The sequence below is a fragment of the Sphingomonas sp. genome (assembly GCF_965200135.1).
GTDB lineage: Bacteria > Pseudomonadota > Alphaproteobacteria > Sphingomonadales > Sphingomonadaceae > Sphingomonas.
Genome location: NZ_CBDATK010000004.1, coordinates 131,253 through 145,395, shown reverse-complemented (window position 1 = coordinate 145,395; position 14,143 = coordinate 131,253). Strand labels below are relative to the sequence as shown.

14 protein-coding genes are annotated in these 14,143 nt (G+C 66.8%); 10 read left to right on the top strand and 4 right to left on the bottom strand.

Annotation, left to right across the window (positions count from 1 at the left end; all coding sequences use genetic code 11):
• Nucleotides 1-45: 45 nt before the first annotated feature.
• The 4 genes from hemE to ACOFKS_RS02765 all read left to right on the top strand — a co-directional run bounded on the left by hemE (nucleotide 46) and on the right by ACOFKS_RS02765 (nucleotide 3,918).
• A complete protein-coding gene (gene hemE, locus ACOFKS_RS02780; protein WP_419807943.1) occupies nucleotides 46-1,089 on the top strand; it encodes a uroporphyrinogen decarboxylase in 1,044 nt (347 codons plus the stop codon).
• Nucleotides 1,090-1,091: 2 nt separating this feature from the next.
• Nucleotides 1,092-1,538 carry a CopD family protein gene (locus ACOFKS_RS02775; RefSeq protein WP_419807720.1) on the top strand — a complete coding sequence of 149 codons (447 nt, stop codon included), beginning with the start codon at nucleotides 1,092-1,094 and terminating at the stop codon, nucleotides 1,536-1,538.
• A 142-nt stretch (nucleotides 1,539-1,680) separates the two neighbouring features.
• Nucleotides 1,681-2,937 (top strand): transcription termination factor Rho, encoded by a 1,257-nt coding sequence (rho, locus tag ACOFKS_RS02770; RefSeq protein ID WP_419807719.1) that lies wholly within the window; start codon nucleotides 1,681-1,683, stop codon nucleotides 2,935-2,937.
• 276 nt (nucleotides 2,938-3,213) lie between these two features.
• Entirely contained in the window at nucleotides 3,214-3,918 is a 705-nt protein-coding gene (locus tag ACOFKS_RS02765; protein WP_419807718.1) for a YjbE family putative metal transport protein, read from the top strand.
• Here ACOFKS_RS02765 and ACOFKS_RS02760 read toward each other — a convergent pair.
• Nucleotides 3,899-4,444 (bottom strand): methylated-DNA--[protein]-cysteine S-methyltransferase, encoded by a 546-nt coding sequence (locus ACOFKS_RS02760; protein WP_419807717.1) that lies wholly within the window; start codon nucleotides 4,442-4,444, stop codon nucleotides 3,899-3,901. The genes ACOFKS_RS02765 and ACOFKS_RS02760 overlap by 20 nt on opposite strands.
• Here ACOFKS_RS02760 and ACOFKS_RS02755 point away from each other — a divergent pair.
• The 6 genes from ACOFKS_RS02755 to ACOFKS_RS02730 are packed head-to-tail and all read left to right on the top strand — an operon-like array spanning nucleotide 4,425 to nucleotide 10,091.
• Nucleotides 4,425-4,661, top strand: a complete 237-nt coding sequence (locus ACOFKS_RS02755; RefSeq protein WP_419807716.1) for a DUF6489 family protein — start codon at nucleotides 4,425-4,427, stop codon at nucleotides 4,659-4,661. The two genes, ACOFKS_RS02760 and ACOFKS_RS02755, sit on opposite strands and share 20 nt — an antisense overlap.
• A gap of 3 nt (nucleotides 4,662-4,664) precedes the next feature.
• Entirely contained in the window at nucleotides 4,665-5,948 is a 1,284-nt protein-coding gene (gene mnmE / locus ACOFKS_RS02750; protein ID WP_419807715.1) for a tRNA uridine-5-carboxymethylaminomethyl(34) synthesis GTPase MnmE, read from the top strand.
• Between the two features lie 51 nt (nucleotides 5,949-5,999).
• Entirely contained in the window at nucleotides 6,000-7,835 is a 1,836-nt protein-coding gene (gene mnmG, locus ACOFKS_RS02745; protein ID WP_419807714.1) for a tRNA uridine-5-carboxymethylaminomethyl(34) synthesis enzyme MnmG, read from the top strand.
• Between the two features lie 23 nt (nucleotides 7,836-7,858).
• Entirely contained in the window at nucleotides 7,859-8,443 is a 585-nt protein-coding gene (gene rsmG, locus ACOFKS_RS02740) for a 16S rRNA (guanine(527)-N(7))-methyltransferase RsmG (RefSeq protein ID WP_419807713.1), read from the top strand.
• Nucleotides 8,440-9,228, top strand: coding sequence for a ParA family protein (locus ACOFKS_RS02735; protein ID WP_419807712.1), 789 nt, complete (start codon nucleotides 8,440-8,442; stop codon nucleotides 9,226-9,228). Before rsmG ends, ACOFKS_RS02735 begins: the two co-directional genes overlap by 4 nt.
• On the top strand, nucleotides 9,225-10,091 hold the full coding sequence (locus ACOFKS_RS02730) for a ParB/RepB/Spo0J family partition protein (RefSeq protein ID WP_419807711.1): 867 nt from the start codon (nucleotides 9,225-9,227) through the stop codon (nucleotides 10,089-10,091). Before ACOFKS_RS02735 ends, ACOFKS_RS02730 begins: the two co-directional genes overlap by 4 nt.
• Here the strand turns inward: ACOFKS_RS02730 and holA are convergent.
• From holA to leuS, 3 genes are read right to left on the bottom strand one after another with little or no spacing between them, the layout of a single operon-like run.
• Nucleotides 10,088-11,092, bottom strand: a complete 1,005-nt coding sequence (gene holA / locus ACOFKS_RS02725) for a DNA polymerase III subunit delta (protein ID WP_419807710.1) — start codon at nucleotides 11,090-11,092, stop codon at nucleotides 10,088-10,090. The two genes, ACOFKS_RS02730 and holA, sit on opposite strands and share 4 nt — an antisense overlap.
• Entirely contained in the window at nucleotides 11,089-11,595 is a 507-nt protein-coding gene (gene lptE, locus ACOFKS_RS02720; protein ID WP_419807709.1) for an LPS assembly lipoprotein LptE, read from the bottom strand. Before lptE ends, holA begins: the two co-directional genes overlap by 4 nt.
• A complete protein-coding gene (leuS, locus tag ACOFKS_RS02715; protein WP_419807708.1) occupies nucleotides 11,592-14,141 on the bottom strand; it encodes a leucine--tRNA ligase in 2,550 nt (849 codons plus the stop codon). Before leuS ends, lptE begins: the two co-directional genes overlap by 4 nt.
• Nucleotides 14,142-14,143: the final 2 nt, after the last annotated feature.

Here is a 14,143-nt window from a genome sequence, read left to right as displayed (position 1 = left end):
CATCCACGCGCCAACTACATCAACATCCTCTTTAAGACTCTCTTAATAGGTAGAAGAGCCCTGCCCGATTCCGTGCACAAGCCATTGCTCGCGACGTTGAGGGGCGAGCGGCAGGACCGGCCGCCGGTGTGGCTGATGCGTCAGGCGGGGCGGTATCTGCCCGAATATCGCGCGTTGCGGGCGGAAAAGGGCGGCTTCCTGGCGCTGGCGACCGATCCCGAGGCGGCGGCGGAGGTGACGCTGCAGCCGATCCGGCGGTTCGGGTTCGACGGCGCGATCCTGTTCTCCGACATCCTGATGGTGCCCTGGGCGATGGGGCAGGAGCTGAGCTTCGGGGCCGGGGAAGGGCCGCGGCTCTCCCCGACATTGCTGACACGGAAGCTGGCGGAGCTGTCGCCGGACGTCGCAAGGCTGGCGCCGATCTATGCGACGGTACGGCGCGCGGCGGCGTCGTTGCCGGCGGCGACCACCTTGCTCGGCTTTGCGGGGTCGCCATGGACCGTCGCGACCTACATGGTCGCGGGCCAGGGATCGAAGGACCAGGCGGAGACGCGGGCGTTCGCCTATGCCGATCCGGTGGCGTTCGCCGCGATCGTCGACGCGATCGCGGACCTGACCGTCGAGTATCTGGCCGGGCAGATCGCGTCGGGGGCGGAGGCGGCGCAGCTGTTCGACAGCTGGGCCGGCAGCCTGTCGCCCGAACAGTTCGAGCGCTGGGTGATCGAGCCCAACGCACGGATCGTCGCGGCGCTGCGCGCGCGCTGTCCCGGCGTGCCGATCATCGGCTTTCCCAAGGGCGCGGGCGACAAGCTGCGCGCCTATGCCGAGGGTACGGGGGTGGACGCGCTGGGGCTGGACGAGACGCTGGACCCGGTGCTGGCCGACGCCATGCTGCCGCCGGGGCTGCCGGTGCAGGGCAATCTGGACCCGCTGGCGCTGCTGACCGGGGGCGAGGCGCTGACGCGCGGGATCGCGCGGGTGCTTGCGGCGTTCCCCGAGCGGCCGCATATCTTCAATCTGGGGCACGGGATCGGCCAGCATACGCCGATCGCGCATGTCGAGGCGCTGCTGCGTCAGGTCAGGGGATGACGATGCAACAGCTTGCCGGTGCCTATCTGTGGCTGCTCGCCGCTCACATCATCTTCATGGTGTTCTGGATGGCGGGGCTGTTCATCCTGCCGCGCTATCTGGTCCATCATCAGGAGGCGATCGAGGCGGGGCGGGCGGAGGAGGCGGGCGCCTGGGTCGAGCGCGAGGCGAAGCTGCGTCGCGTGATCCTGACGCCGGCTATGCTGGTAGTGATCGCGCTGGGGCTGTTGCTGGCGACCGTCGGGCAGCATTGGCGGGAGGGGTGGCTGCACGCGAAGCTGCTCTTCGTGCTGCTGCTCGCCGGCTATCACGGCTGGGCGGTCGGTTATACGAAAAAGCTGGCGGCGGGGCGGCCGACGTTGAGCGGGCGGACGCTGCGGTTGTTGAACGAGGTGCCGGCGGTGGGATTGGCGGTGATCGTGGTGCTGGCGGTGGTGAAGCCGTTCTGACGGCGCTTGACGGCGTCGCGGCAGGCTCTTACCCCCAGGTCTAGCGTTGCGACCGACGTCCTGTCGGCCCTGCACCTTCTCGATAGCTTCGCGCCTTTCTCCAAAAGCGCGCCCGCGCCAGCCCGAGCACGACGGAATCCCCATGCATCTCAAAGACCTGAAAAAGAAGAAGCCCGCCGAGCTGGTGAGCATGGCCGAGGAACTGGGCGTCGAGGGCGCATCCACGCTCCGCAAGCAGGACCTGCTGTTCGCGATCCTGAAGGTCCAGGCCGAGAACGGTGACCAGATCATGGGGCTGGGCACGATCGAGGTGATGTCGGACGGCTTCGGCTTCCTCCGCAGCCCCGAATCCAACTATCTGGCGGGGCCGGACGACATCTATGTCTCGCCCAATCAGGTCCGAAAGCACGGGTTGCGGACCGGCGACACGGTCGAGGGCGAGATTCGCGGACCCAAGGATGGCGAACGCTATTTCGCGCTGGTCAAGCTGACGGCAGTGAATTTCGACGATCCCGAGGCGGTCCGCCATCGCGTCAATTTCGACAACCTGACGCCGCTCTATCCCGAAGAGAAGCTGACGCTGGATAACTTCGACCCGACGGTGAAGGACAAGTCGTCGCGCGTCATCGATATCGTCTCGCCGCAGGGCAAGGGGCAGCGCACGCTGATCGTGGCGCCGCCGCGGGTCGGCAAGACAGTGATGCTCCAGAACATCGCGCGGGCGCTGTCGGAGAATCATCCCGAGGTGTTCCTGATCGTGCTGCTGATCGACGAGCGGCCCGAGGAAGTGACCGACATGCAGCGGTCGGTGAAGGGCGAGGTCGTCTCCTCCACGTTCGACGAACCCGCCACGCGCCACGTCCAGGTCGCCGAGATGGTGATCGAAAAGGCCAAGCGGCTGGTCGAGCACAAGAAGGACGTCGTGATCCTGCTCGATTCGATCACGCGTCTGGGCCGTGCCTACAACACCGTCGTGCCGTCGTCGGGCAAGGTGCTGACCGGCGGCGTCGACGCCAATGCGCTTCAGCGGCCCAAGCGCTTCTTCGGCGCGGCGCGCAACATCGAGGAGGGCGGGTCGCTGTCGATCATCGCCACCGCGCTGATCGATACCGGCAGCCGCATGGACGAGGTGATCTTCGAGGAGTTCAAGGGCACCGGCAACTCCGAGATCGTGCTCGACCGCAAGGTAGCGGACAAGCGCATCTTCCCGGCGCTGGACGTCGGCAAGAGCGGCACGCGCAAGGACGAGCTGCTGGTCGACAAGGCCAAGCTGTCGAAGATGTGGGTCCTGCGTCGCATCCTGATGCAGATGGGCACGACCGACGCGATGGAGTTCCTGCTCGACAAGATGAAGGATTCGAAGTCGAATGAGGCGTTCTTCGAAAGCATGAACCAGTAGCGCAACGCGGCAGCCGGCCACGTCCGGCTGACTCGCGCAAGCTCGGCCGGCGGGCACTTCGGCGACCCGTTCGACGTAACGGCGCGGCTTTGCCGCGGCGGTTTGCTCCCTATCACAGACCGTCCGGCGCCGGCTGTTGCATATGAATGCTGAAACCGGTGCACGATCCAGGCGTGGCGACGGATCGGCCTCTGTTATCGCTGTGCCGGTTTGTGCTGCTTCAGAAGAAGGGGATCTCCGCTTTCGCGGGGATGACGGGGAGGTTAGGAGCACCCCATGTTCCTTACCTTGCTGACCGCCGCCGCTGCCGCCGCCACCCCGACCGCGCCCGGCGACATCTGGGCGGACATCCTCACCGACTTTGCCAACATCGGCACCGCGACCGCGCTGACCGCGTTTTTGCAAGTGCTGATGATCGACGTCGTGCTCGCCGGCGACAATGCGATCGTCGTCGGGGCGCTGGCGGCGGGCTTGCCCGCCGAGCAGCGCAGGCGCGTGATCCTGATCGGCATCATCGCCGCCCTGGTGCTGCGGATCGTCTTCGCGTTGGCGGTGACGTGGCTGATGGGGATCGTCGGGCTGATCTTCGCCGGCGGGCTGTTGCTGTTGTGGGTCGCCTACAAGATGTGGCGCGAATTGCGCGAGCACGGGGCGGCGGCGGACGAACTCGAATCGGGCGTGCGACCGGCGAAGAGCTTCGCGGCGGCGGCGTGGGCGGTGGCGGTCGCCGACGTATCCATGAGCCTCGACAACGTGCTGGCGGTGGCGGGTGCGGCGCGCGCGCATCCCGGCATCCTGATCCTGGGGCTGTTGCTGTCGGTGGGATTGATGGGCCTCGCGGCCAATTTGATCGCGCGCTACATCGAGCGTTACCGCTGGATCGCTTATGTCGGGCTGGTCATCATCCTCTACGTCGCGGGCAAGATGATCCACGAGGGCTGGACCGACCCGGCGATCGGGGTCAGCCGGCTTTGGGCCTAGCCGTGCGCGCCTCGAAGTCGATGAGCCAGCGCTTGGTCGCCTGACCGTCGCCCGCGGAGTAGCGGCCGAGCGCGCCGCCGGTCGGCAGGATGCGGTGGCACGGCACGATCAGCGGAAACGGATTGCGCGCGCAAGCCTGACCGACCGCGCGCGGCGAGGAGCTGGCGCTGCGGGCGAGATCACCGTAGCTCGCGGTTCGGCCAAAGCCGATATCGACGATCGCTCGACGTAGAGCCCCTCCGCGCGGCGTCGCCGGGTCGGCCAACGGGAGATCGAACGCAGTCAGGCGCCCGTCGAAATAGGCGCGCAGCTGGGCGACAGCCTCTCGGACGGCCTTCGCCGTCGCGCCGGTCGGACCCGTCGCCGTGCCGATCGTGACCGACGTGACGTGGTCGTCTTCGCCCACGATCGTCACGAGTCCGATGGGCGTTGTCAGCGAGGCGGTGTCGAGGGCATACACGGTCCGACCCTGCACCGGCGGCGCGGGCGGCTCAAGGATCGTATCTATGAAGGTGACCGTCGACATCGATCTCACGCCGGAGGAAGCCCGCCGCGCGATGGGGTTGCCCGACCTGTCGCCGATCCACGAGCGCTATGTCGCGATGGTGCTCGACACGATGGCGGGAACCGGCATCAAGCCGGAGATGATCGACGGGTTGATGAAGAGCTGGTCGCCGATGGGCGAGGCGGGGCTGACGATGTGGCGGCGGCTGCTGGAGAGCGGGACGACGTCGGGCAAGTAAACGGTGGCTGGCTCTGACACCATCGTGGCGCTGTCGAGCGGCCGCGCCCCGTCGGCGATCGGCGTGGTGCGGGTCAGCGGGCCGCAGGCGCGGGTGGCAGCGACAGGGCTGGCCGGTCCGCTGCCGACACCGCGTCGTGTCTCTCTACGGGCATTGCGTGACCCGGACGGTGCGTTGCTGGATCGGGCATTGGTCCTGGTGTTTCCCGGTCCTCGCAGCGCCACCGGCGAGGATCTGATCGAACTTCATTGCCACGGCGGTCGCGCGGTGGTCACGGCCGTGATCGAGACGCTGATCGCCACGCCCGGCGTTCGTCATGCCGAGCCGGGCGAATTCACCCGGCGAGCACTGCTCAACGGACGGATTGACCTGGCGCAGGCGCAGGGACTGGCCGACCTGCTCGAGGCGGAAACCGAAGCGCAGCGTCGCGCCGCGCTGACTGCGAGCGAAGGGCGGCTGAGCGGCGTCGTGCGCGACTGGCTCGCGCGCCTCGCCATGCTGTCGGCGCAGGTGGAGGCAACGCTGGACTATGCGGAGGATGGCGACGTCGCGGCGGAGGCATCGATCCTCGAACTGGTCCGCTCGGACGCGGCTGAGTTGCGACGGGAGATCGAACGGGCGCTGGCTGCACCGCCGGTCGAACGGCTGAAGGACGGAGTGCGGGTGGTGATCGGTGGGCCGCCGAACAGCGGCAAGTCGACATTGCTCAATTTGCTTGCGGAGCGGGAGGCGGCGATCGTCTCACCGTACAAGGGGACGACCCGTGACCTGATCGAGGCGCCGCTCGTGCGGAACGGCGTCGCCTATCTGTTCGCGGACACGGCGGGGTTGAACGACGCCATCGACGAGATAGAACGGATCGGCGTCGCGCGTGCGAAGGCGTCGATCGCAGCGGCGGATCTCCTATTGTGGCTAGGTGACGACCTACCCCCGCGGAAGGATGCGATCTGGGTCCATGCCCGTGCCGATCTGCCGGGGCGTGGCGTGAGGCCGGCAGGTCCGACTGTTACTTTGCGACAGGATGAGCCTTTGTCGGTCGCTGCGGTGTGGGAGGAGGTCGATCGCCGGGCCAGGGCGTTACTGCCACTGCCCGATGACCTGCCGTTCAAGGCCGGGCAGCGCGCGGCGTGTGAAACGGTTGTTGAAAACCTGGAGCTGGGCGACGACCCACTGCTCTCGGCCGAACGCCTGCGTGTTGCGACGAAGACCCTTTCGTCATTGCTCGGCTTGGATGCGAGCGGGCAAGTCTTGGACGCACTTTTCGGACGTTTCTGCCTCGGTAAATGAGTTCCACGTGGAACATTTTGACTGGGTGGGGTGAGCGGGTTAGGCGGCCGCATGTTCGACGTCGTAATCGTTGGTGGTGGACATGCCGGCTGCGAAGCGGCCGCAGCGGCTGCGCGGCGTGGCGCCAAGACAGCATTGGTCACCTTCGATCGGCGCGTAATCGGCGCCATGAGTTGCAATCCCTCTATCGGGGGGGTGGGCAAAGGGCACATCGTTCGCGAGGTCGACGCTTTTGACGGCTTGATGGCACGAGCCGCCGACGCGGCGGCCATCCACTATCGTCTGCTCAATCGGAGCAAGGGTGCGGCCGTGCGAGGACCGCGCGTTCAGGCTGATCGCAAACACTATGCAGCAACCATCCAGGCGATGTTGGCGTCGGAACCACTGATAAGCGTCATCGAAGGTGAGGTGGTCGCCCTACACCGTGTTGCCGGTGTCATCGGCGGCGTCATCATGTCGGACGACGTCGTCGTCGAAGCGCGGGCCGTGGTGCTGGCGACGGGTACGTTCCTCGGCGGCAAGATGTATCGCGGTGACGAGAGGTTCGGCGGGGGACGGGTGTCGGAACGGCCCGCGACACGCCTCGCCACGCAGCTGCGCGGCGAAGGCCTGCCGATCGCCAGGTTGAAGACCGGCACGCCGCCCCGCCTGGATGGTCGGACAATCGATTGGTCCAAATTGATCGAACAGCCGAGCGATGCGGACCTCTGGTCGATGTCCGCGATGCCGCCCCTGTCCCGACTACCGCAGGTGGCGTGTGCGATTACGCGAACCAACGAGGCGACCCATGCGGTCATTCGCGAGAACTTTTCGCGTTCTCCCCTGTTCACCGGCGCGATCGAGGCGAATGGGCCGCGCTATTGCCCGTCGATCGAGGACAAGGTTCAGCGCTTTCCCGATCGGGATGGCCACCAGCTATTCCTCGAACCCGAATGTCTCACCGACTTTACGGTCTATCCGAACGGCCTGTCCACGTCCTTGCCCACCGACGTGCAGGAGGCGGCACTCGCGACGATTGCGGGGCTCGAGCGCGTCCGTATCACCATACCCGGCTATGCCGTCGAATATGATTATCTCGATCCGAGATCGCTGACACCGACACTGGCTTTGGCGTCGATCGACGGTGTGTTCTGCGCCGGTCAGATCAACGGGACGACGGGGTATGAGGAGGCAGCCGGCCAGGGACTCGTCGCCGGACTCAATGCCGCTGCTTATGCGCTTTCGTTGGCGCCGGTGGTCCTTGATCGAGCGTCCAGCTATCTTGGCGTGATGATCGACGACCTTGTTCTTCAAGGCGTGACCGAACCATATCGGATGCTGACGGCCCGCGCCGAGTTCCGGTTGTCGCTGCGTAGCGACAATGCCGAGACCCGGCTGGGAAGATCTGCCGCGGCGGCGGGATGCTTGTCGGAGGCGCGGATCAGACAGCAGGCAGATGGATCGGCCGCGCGAGCAGAGATCCGCCGACGACTGTCCGTCGCGGTGACGGCCAGCGAGATGGCGAAGAGGGGTGCCCCCGTCGCGCAAGATGGTGCTCGACGATCCGCATTGGCGTGGCTGCAATCACCCGACGTCTTACTAGCGCATGTCGTTGCCGACGCTTCGACCATCGGTCCCTCCGATGCCCTTGCGGAGATCGTCGAGGATGCGCGTTATGCACCATATGTCGATCGGCAGGTGGAGGAGATTGCCCGCTTGAGAAAGGACGAGGAATTGGTGTTGCCGGCCGATCTCCAGTTCCGTGATGTTCCCGGCCTCTCGACGGAGATGATCGACCGCCTGTCGGTCGCACGGCCAAGCTCGCTTGCCGCGGCGTCGCGAATTCGGGGTGTCACGCCGGCGGCCCTTTCTGCCGTACTCCTTCATGCTCGTCGTCTCGCGGCGTGACCGAGGATGAAGCACGAGCCTGGATGAAGGCGCGCTTCGGCGTTGAACCGTTCGCCTCGTTATCGCACTTCGTGGACCTGATTTGCGAGGCGACATTAGCGCAAAACCTGATTTCACCATCGACAGTCGACACCATCTGGAGCCGCCATGTCGTCGATTCAGCGCAGCTGATCGAGTTGGCCGGGCCGACCGGAACGTGGGTCGACGTCGGTACGGGTGGAGGCTTTCCGGGTGTGGTCGTCGCGATCTTGCGGCGGCAGCGCACGATCATGGTCGAACCCCGGCGCCTGCGCGCTGACTTCCTAACGACCGTGGCTCGCACTTTAGGGCTCGCGAACGCGGAAATAGTTGCCAGGAAGGTCGAGGCCGTCGCCGATCCGGCGGCCGTTATCTCCGCGCGCGCAGTCGGATCGGTCGAAAAACTTTTGCGTGCTGCCTCTACGTGCGCCACAACGTCGACGCGCTGGCTGTTACCGAGAGGCCATCTCGATCAGGCAGAGCTGACGTCGCTACGCGCGCGATGGGCCGGGGAGTTCCACGTGAAACAAAGCATCACCGATGCCGCCTCCTCGATCCTGGTTATCGATGGCGCGGAGCTACGACGTTGATCAGTATCGCGGTCGCCAATCAGAAAGGTGGCGTGGGAAAAACCACGAGTGCGATAAACCTCGCGACCGCGCTTGCCGCAACCGGATTACGGGTCCTGCTCATCGATCTCGACCCGCAGGGAAATGCATCGACCGGCTTGGGAATAACGCAGGCGAGCCGATTACGTTCGTCCTATGAGGTTCTGATCGGCACGGCGTCGATCGATGTCGCCGCGGTTCCGACGCGCGTGCCTCGACTGGACGTCGTTCCCGCCACGGTGGACCTGTCCGGTGCAGAGATCGAACTCGTCGATTTCGATCAGCGTACGCATCGTTTGGATGCCGCGTTACAAGTGGCACCGCCGCGATGGGACGTCGCGTTGATCGATTGCCCGCCTTCGTTGGGGTTGCTGACGATCAACGCCATGGTCGCCGCCGACCGACTGCTGGTGCCGTTGCAGTGCGAGTTCTTTGCGTTAGAAGGTCTGTCGCAGCTACTCAGTACCGTCGAACGGATCAGAGCGCGGTTCAATCCGGGCTTTTCGATTATCGGAGTGGCGCTGACGATGTACGATCGGCGCAATCGATTGACCGAGCAGGTGTCGACCGACGTGCGGGCGGTACTCGGGGCGGTGGTGTTCGACACGGTGATCCCGCGTAACGTCAGGCTGTCGGAAGCACCGAGCCACGGCCTGCCGGCATTGATCTACGATCATCGCTGTAGCGGATCGGAAGCCTATATCGCGCTGGCTCGAGAGTTGATTGCGCGCCTGCCGTTGCCCACCGCCAGCGCGGAGGCGGCATGACCGAGAAGCGCGGCCTGGGACGGGGGCTCGGCGCCTTGCTGGGTGAGATCGCGCGTGAGAAGCCGGTCGACGAGGACAGCGGCGGGGGGGTGAGAACGCTCCCCATCGGGGCGTTGCAACCCCACCCCGAGCAGCCGCGGCGTCGCTTCGACGATGCTCAACTGGAGGAACTGGCAGACTCCATCCGCAAACGCGGGGTGATCCAACCGATCGTCGTCCGGCCCCATGGTCGCGGGTATCAGATCGTCGCCGGGGAACGCCGCTGGCGTGCGGCGCAGCGCGCGCACCTGCACGAGGTGCCGGTCGTCGTGCGCGACTTCGACGAGTCCGAAACGCTCGAGATCGCGCTGATCGAAAACATCCAGCGTCAGGACTTGAACGCGATCGAAGAGGCACAGGCCTACCAGCGGCTTCAGCAGGAATACGGACACACGCAGGAGGCGCTTGGCGGGATCGTTCACAAGTCGCGCAGTCATGTCGCCAATTTGTTGCGGCTGCTCGATCTGCCTGACAGTGTACAGGAGAGACTGATCGACGGGTCGCTGTCGATGGGTCATGCGCGGGCACTGCTAGGGTCGGCGGATGTGGAGGGGCTGGCGGAGCAGGTGGTCTCACGAGGACTGTCCGTCCGCAAAACCGAGGCGCTTACGCGTGCCGGGAAGACGAAGCGCGAGCACCGCGAGCCGCGTTCCGGTGCCGCGCCGGATGCCGATATCGCCGCGTTGGAACGGCAGCTGGCCGACCTGCTGGGGGTTTCCGTACGGGTGCAACACGGTACGTCGGGCGGATCGTTGACGCTGGCCTACTCTACGCTCGATCAGCTCGACATGCTCTGCCAACGGCTGACCGGCGAAACGATCTAGCGGCGATCGGCCAATCGCCGGGCGAGCGCGACCGCGTCGTGTTCGGCGCCGACGGCGCCTGCCGTGCCGCTGCTCATCGCCGCCAGCTCTGCTCCACGTACACGCTGCAAGGCGGTGGCGATCATACCGGCGGACCAGCGGCGAAGATCGCCGGTCGTTTTGGCCTCCTCTCGCCAGAAGATGCGGTGCCGCTTCATCACCGCGTCCGCCGGTTCGCCGCGATCGACGGCGCTGCGCATCTCGCCCAGCGTCACCAGCCGCCGCTGCACCGCGCGCAGCCATGGCACGGGCGAAGCGCCGCCCTCGTCTAACCGGGCCAGTGCCGCACCTAGGTTGCCCGGCCGCCCCTCGATCAAGGCGTCGACCGCACCCGCCAGCTCGGCCTCGCCGAGATCGGCGCCGATCGCGTCCAGATCGGCCAAGCTGGCGTCATGGGGCCGGTCGGGCGCGGCGTCGAGGAAGAGCGCCAGCTTCTCGACCTCCTGCGCCATCACCGCACGGTCGGTGCCGGCCGCGTCCGCGATGCGCCGCGCGAGGCCGGCTGCGGGCCGCAGCCCGGCGTCGGTCAACATCGTGCCCGCGATCCGCTCCGCGTCGGCGGCACTCGGCGCATAACAGGCCACCGCGACGGCGCGGGGGCTGTCGGTGGCAAGCTTGACGATCTTCGACGACGCCTTGACGCTGGGCGCGACCGCGATGACCGGATTACCGGCGCGGTCGGCGTCGAGCAGCAGCGTCAGCGCCGCCAGGCTCTCCTCGCCGATGCCGGTGGCGCGGATCAGGCGGGCGTCGCCGAACAGCGACATCGACGCAGCTTCGTCGGCGAGGCGGCCCGGGTCCTTGCGAAGCGCGACCGCGTCGAGGTCGACGCGCTCGGCGTCGGGTAAAGAGGCCGCCAGCCGCTTCGCGAGGTCGGCCGCTCCGGCTTCGTCGGCCCCGTGGAACAGATACAGGCGAAGGTCGGGCCGAAGCTTCGGTAGCTGGCCGTTGGTGCCCTTCACCGGCCCGCAGCTTGCGCCCGGTGATTGCGGGCGTAAAGCGCGACACGGCCGACGATCTGATCCGCGACGATACCGGAGAGCCGCTCCAAGGCGGTGTTCTCCGCCGCGATCGTGGCATATTCCGAGCCGACCACGTCGATGCCGGCGTCCGACCCGGCGGTCGCGTCGAGCAGCACGGCGCTCGTCGACAGGTCGATCAATTGATAGCGGGCACGCAACGAGCGGCGCTCGCGCGCGACCGAGTCGTCGCGTCGGACGCCGAGCCCGCGGATCTCGTCGTCGAGGCGGACGTCGAGGCGATAGCGCGGCGCGCCGCCGCCCGCGAACCGATCGCGCAGGGCATTGGCGACGAGCCAGCCACCGCGTCCATCGATCGGCCCGACCTCGATCCCGGCGAGCGCGTTGGCGACTTCGCCCGAGCCGCCGCCGGCGTAGAGCGGGTGGAGGCCACAGGCACCCAATGCGAGCGGCAGCGTCAGCGCGAGAACGGCGAGCCGCTTCATGCGACGAGATTTACGAGACGGTCGGGCACGACGATGACCTTTTTGGGGGACTTGCCGGCGAGGAAGGTCACCACCTTGTCCGACGCGAGCGCGGCGGCCTCCGCCTCTTCGCGTGTGAGTCCCTTCGGGAGCGTCAGCGTATCGCGGAGCTTGCCGTTGACCTGCACCGCGATCGTCACTTCGTCCGCGACGAGCAGCGCCGGGTCGACGGCAGGCCAGGCGGCATCGGCGATCAGGTCCTCTCCACCAACGACCGTCCAGGCCTCTTCGGCGAGATGTGGCGCCATGGGGGCGACGAGCAGCATCGTCGTGCGGATCGCGACGGTGCGCGAGGCGGAGGGGGCCGCCTTTTCGATCGCGTTGACCAGTTCGTAGAGCTTGGCGACCGCCTTGTTGAAGGCGAGCGCCTCGATATCGGTGGCTACCCCGGCGATGGTCTGGTGGAGCTTGCGGTCGAGTGCCTTGTCCTCGCCCGACGCGGTGTCGGCCACGTCGAACAGCCGCCACAGCCGCTGCACGAACCGCCACGCGCCCTCGATGCCGTTCTCCGACCATTCCAGATCGCGTTCGGGCGGGGAGTCGGAGAGCATGAACCAACGGACGGCGTCGGCACCGTACTGGTCGACGATCGGTTCGGGATCGACGGTGTTCTTCTTGGACTTCGACATCTTCTCGACGCGGCCCTTCCTGACCGGAAGCCGCGCGCCGTCAGCGTCGAGGAAGAACAAGGCGCCACCCTCGCCGACGACGAGTTCGTCCGGCGACACCCACAGATTGCCCGGCGGTCCTTCGCCGTCGGGCAAGGCGAGAGAGTAGGTCTCGTGCGTCACCATGCCCTGCGTGAACAGCCCGGCGAACGGCTCGGCGATGTCGAGCTTGCCGAGATGCTTGAGCGCGCGGGTCCAGAAGCGGGCGTAGAGCAGGTGCAGGATCGCGTGTTCGACCCCGCCGATATACTGGCCGACGGGTAGCCACTGCTCCGCCGTCGCGCGATCGAACGGCCGGTCGTCGGGCTGGCTGGCGAAGCGGATGAAATACCAGCTCGAATCGGCGAAGGTGTCGAGCGTGTCGGTCTCGCGCACCGCGTCCGCGCCGCAGGACGGGCAGGCGACGTGCTTCCAGGTTGGATGCCGGTCGAGCGGATTGCCCGGCGTGGCGAAGTCGACATCCTCTGGCAGCACCACCGGCAATTGGTCGCGCGGCACCGCGACGGGACCGCAGGCGGCGCAATGGATGATCGGGATCGGCGTGCCCCAATAGCGCTGGCGCGACACGCCCCAGTCGCGCAGGCGGAACACGGTCGTGCCCTGGCCCCAGCCACCGTCCTCAGCGCGCGCGATCACGGCGCGCTTGGCGTCGGCGACGTCGAGCCCGTCGAGGAAGTGCGAGTTGACCAGCGTGCCGGCGCCGGTCCACGCCTCGTCGCCGACGAACACCGGCGCGGTCTCTTCTCCGTCCGAGACGACGCGCTTGACCGGCAGGTCGTATTTGCGCGCGAAGTCGAGGTCGCGCTGGTCGTGCGCGGGGACGCCGAACACCGCGCCGGTGCCGTATTCCATCAGCACGAAGTTGGCGATGTAGACCGGTAGCCGCCAGGCGGCGTCGAACGGGTGCTGCGCGGTCAGGCCGGTGTCGAAGCCGAGCTTTTCCGCCGTCTCCAGCTCGGCGGCGGTGGTGCCGCCCTGCTTGCAGCGCGCGACGAAGGCGGCGGCCTCGGGCGAGTGCGCCGCCAGTGCCTGCGCGATCGGGTGATCGGCGGCGACCGCGACGAAGCTCGATCCGAAGATCGTGTCCGGACGAGTGGTGAAGACCTCGACGGTGTCGCCGTCCGACAGTGCGAACCGAAAGCGCAGTCCCTGGCTGCGGCCGATCCAGTTCTCCTGCATCAGCCGGACCTTGTCGGGCCAGTCCTCGAGATCGCACAGCCCGTCGAGCAGCTCGTCGGCGAAGGCGGTGATCTTTAGGAACCACTGGCTGAGCTTGCGGCGCTCGACCGGTGCGCCCGAGCGCCAGCCGCGCCCGTCGATCACCTGTTCGTTGGCGAGCACGGTCATGTCGACCGGGTCCCAATTGACCGACGATTCCTTGCGATAGACGAGGCTTGCCGCATAGAAATCGAGGAACAGCGCCTGTTCGTGGCCATAGTAATCGGGTTCGCAGGTCGCGAGCTCGCGGCTCCAGTCGAGCGCGAAGCCCAGACGCTTCAGCTGCGCCTTCATCGTCGCGATGTTGGCGCGGGTCCAGGTGCCGGGATGAACGCCCTTCTCCATCGCCGCATTTTCGGCGGGCATCCCGAACGCATCCCAGCCCATCGGGTGGAGCACCTCGTGCCCGATCATCCGCCGATAGCGCGCCAGCACGTCGCCCATCGTGTAATTGCGGACGTGGCCCATGTGGATCTTCCCCGACGGATAGGGGAACATCTCCAGCACATAGCTGCGCGGCTTCGTGGAGGCGTCGTCGGCGGCGAACGTCCGGCGTTCATCCCACACGCGCTGCCAGTGGGCGTCGGCCTTGAGCGCGTTGAACCGCGTGGGGGGTGCCACCG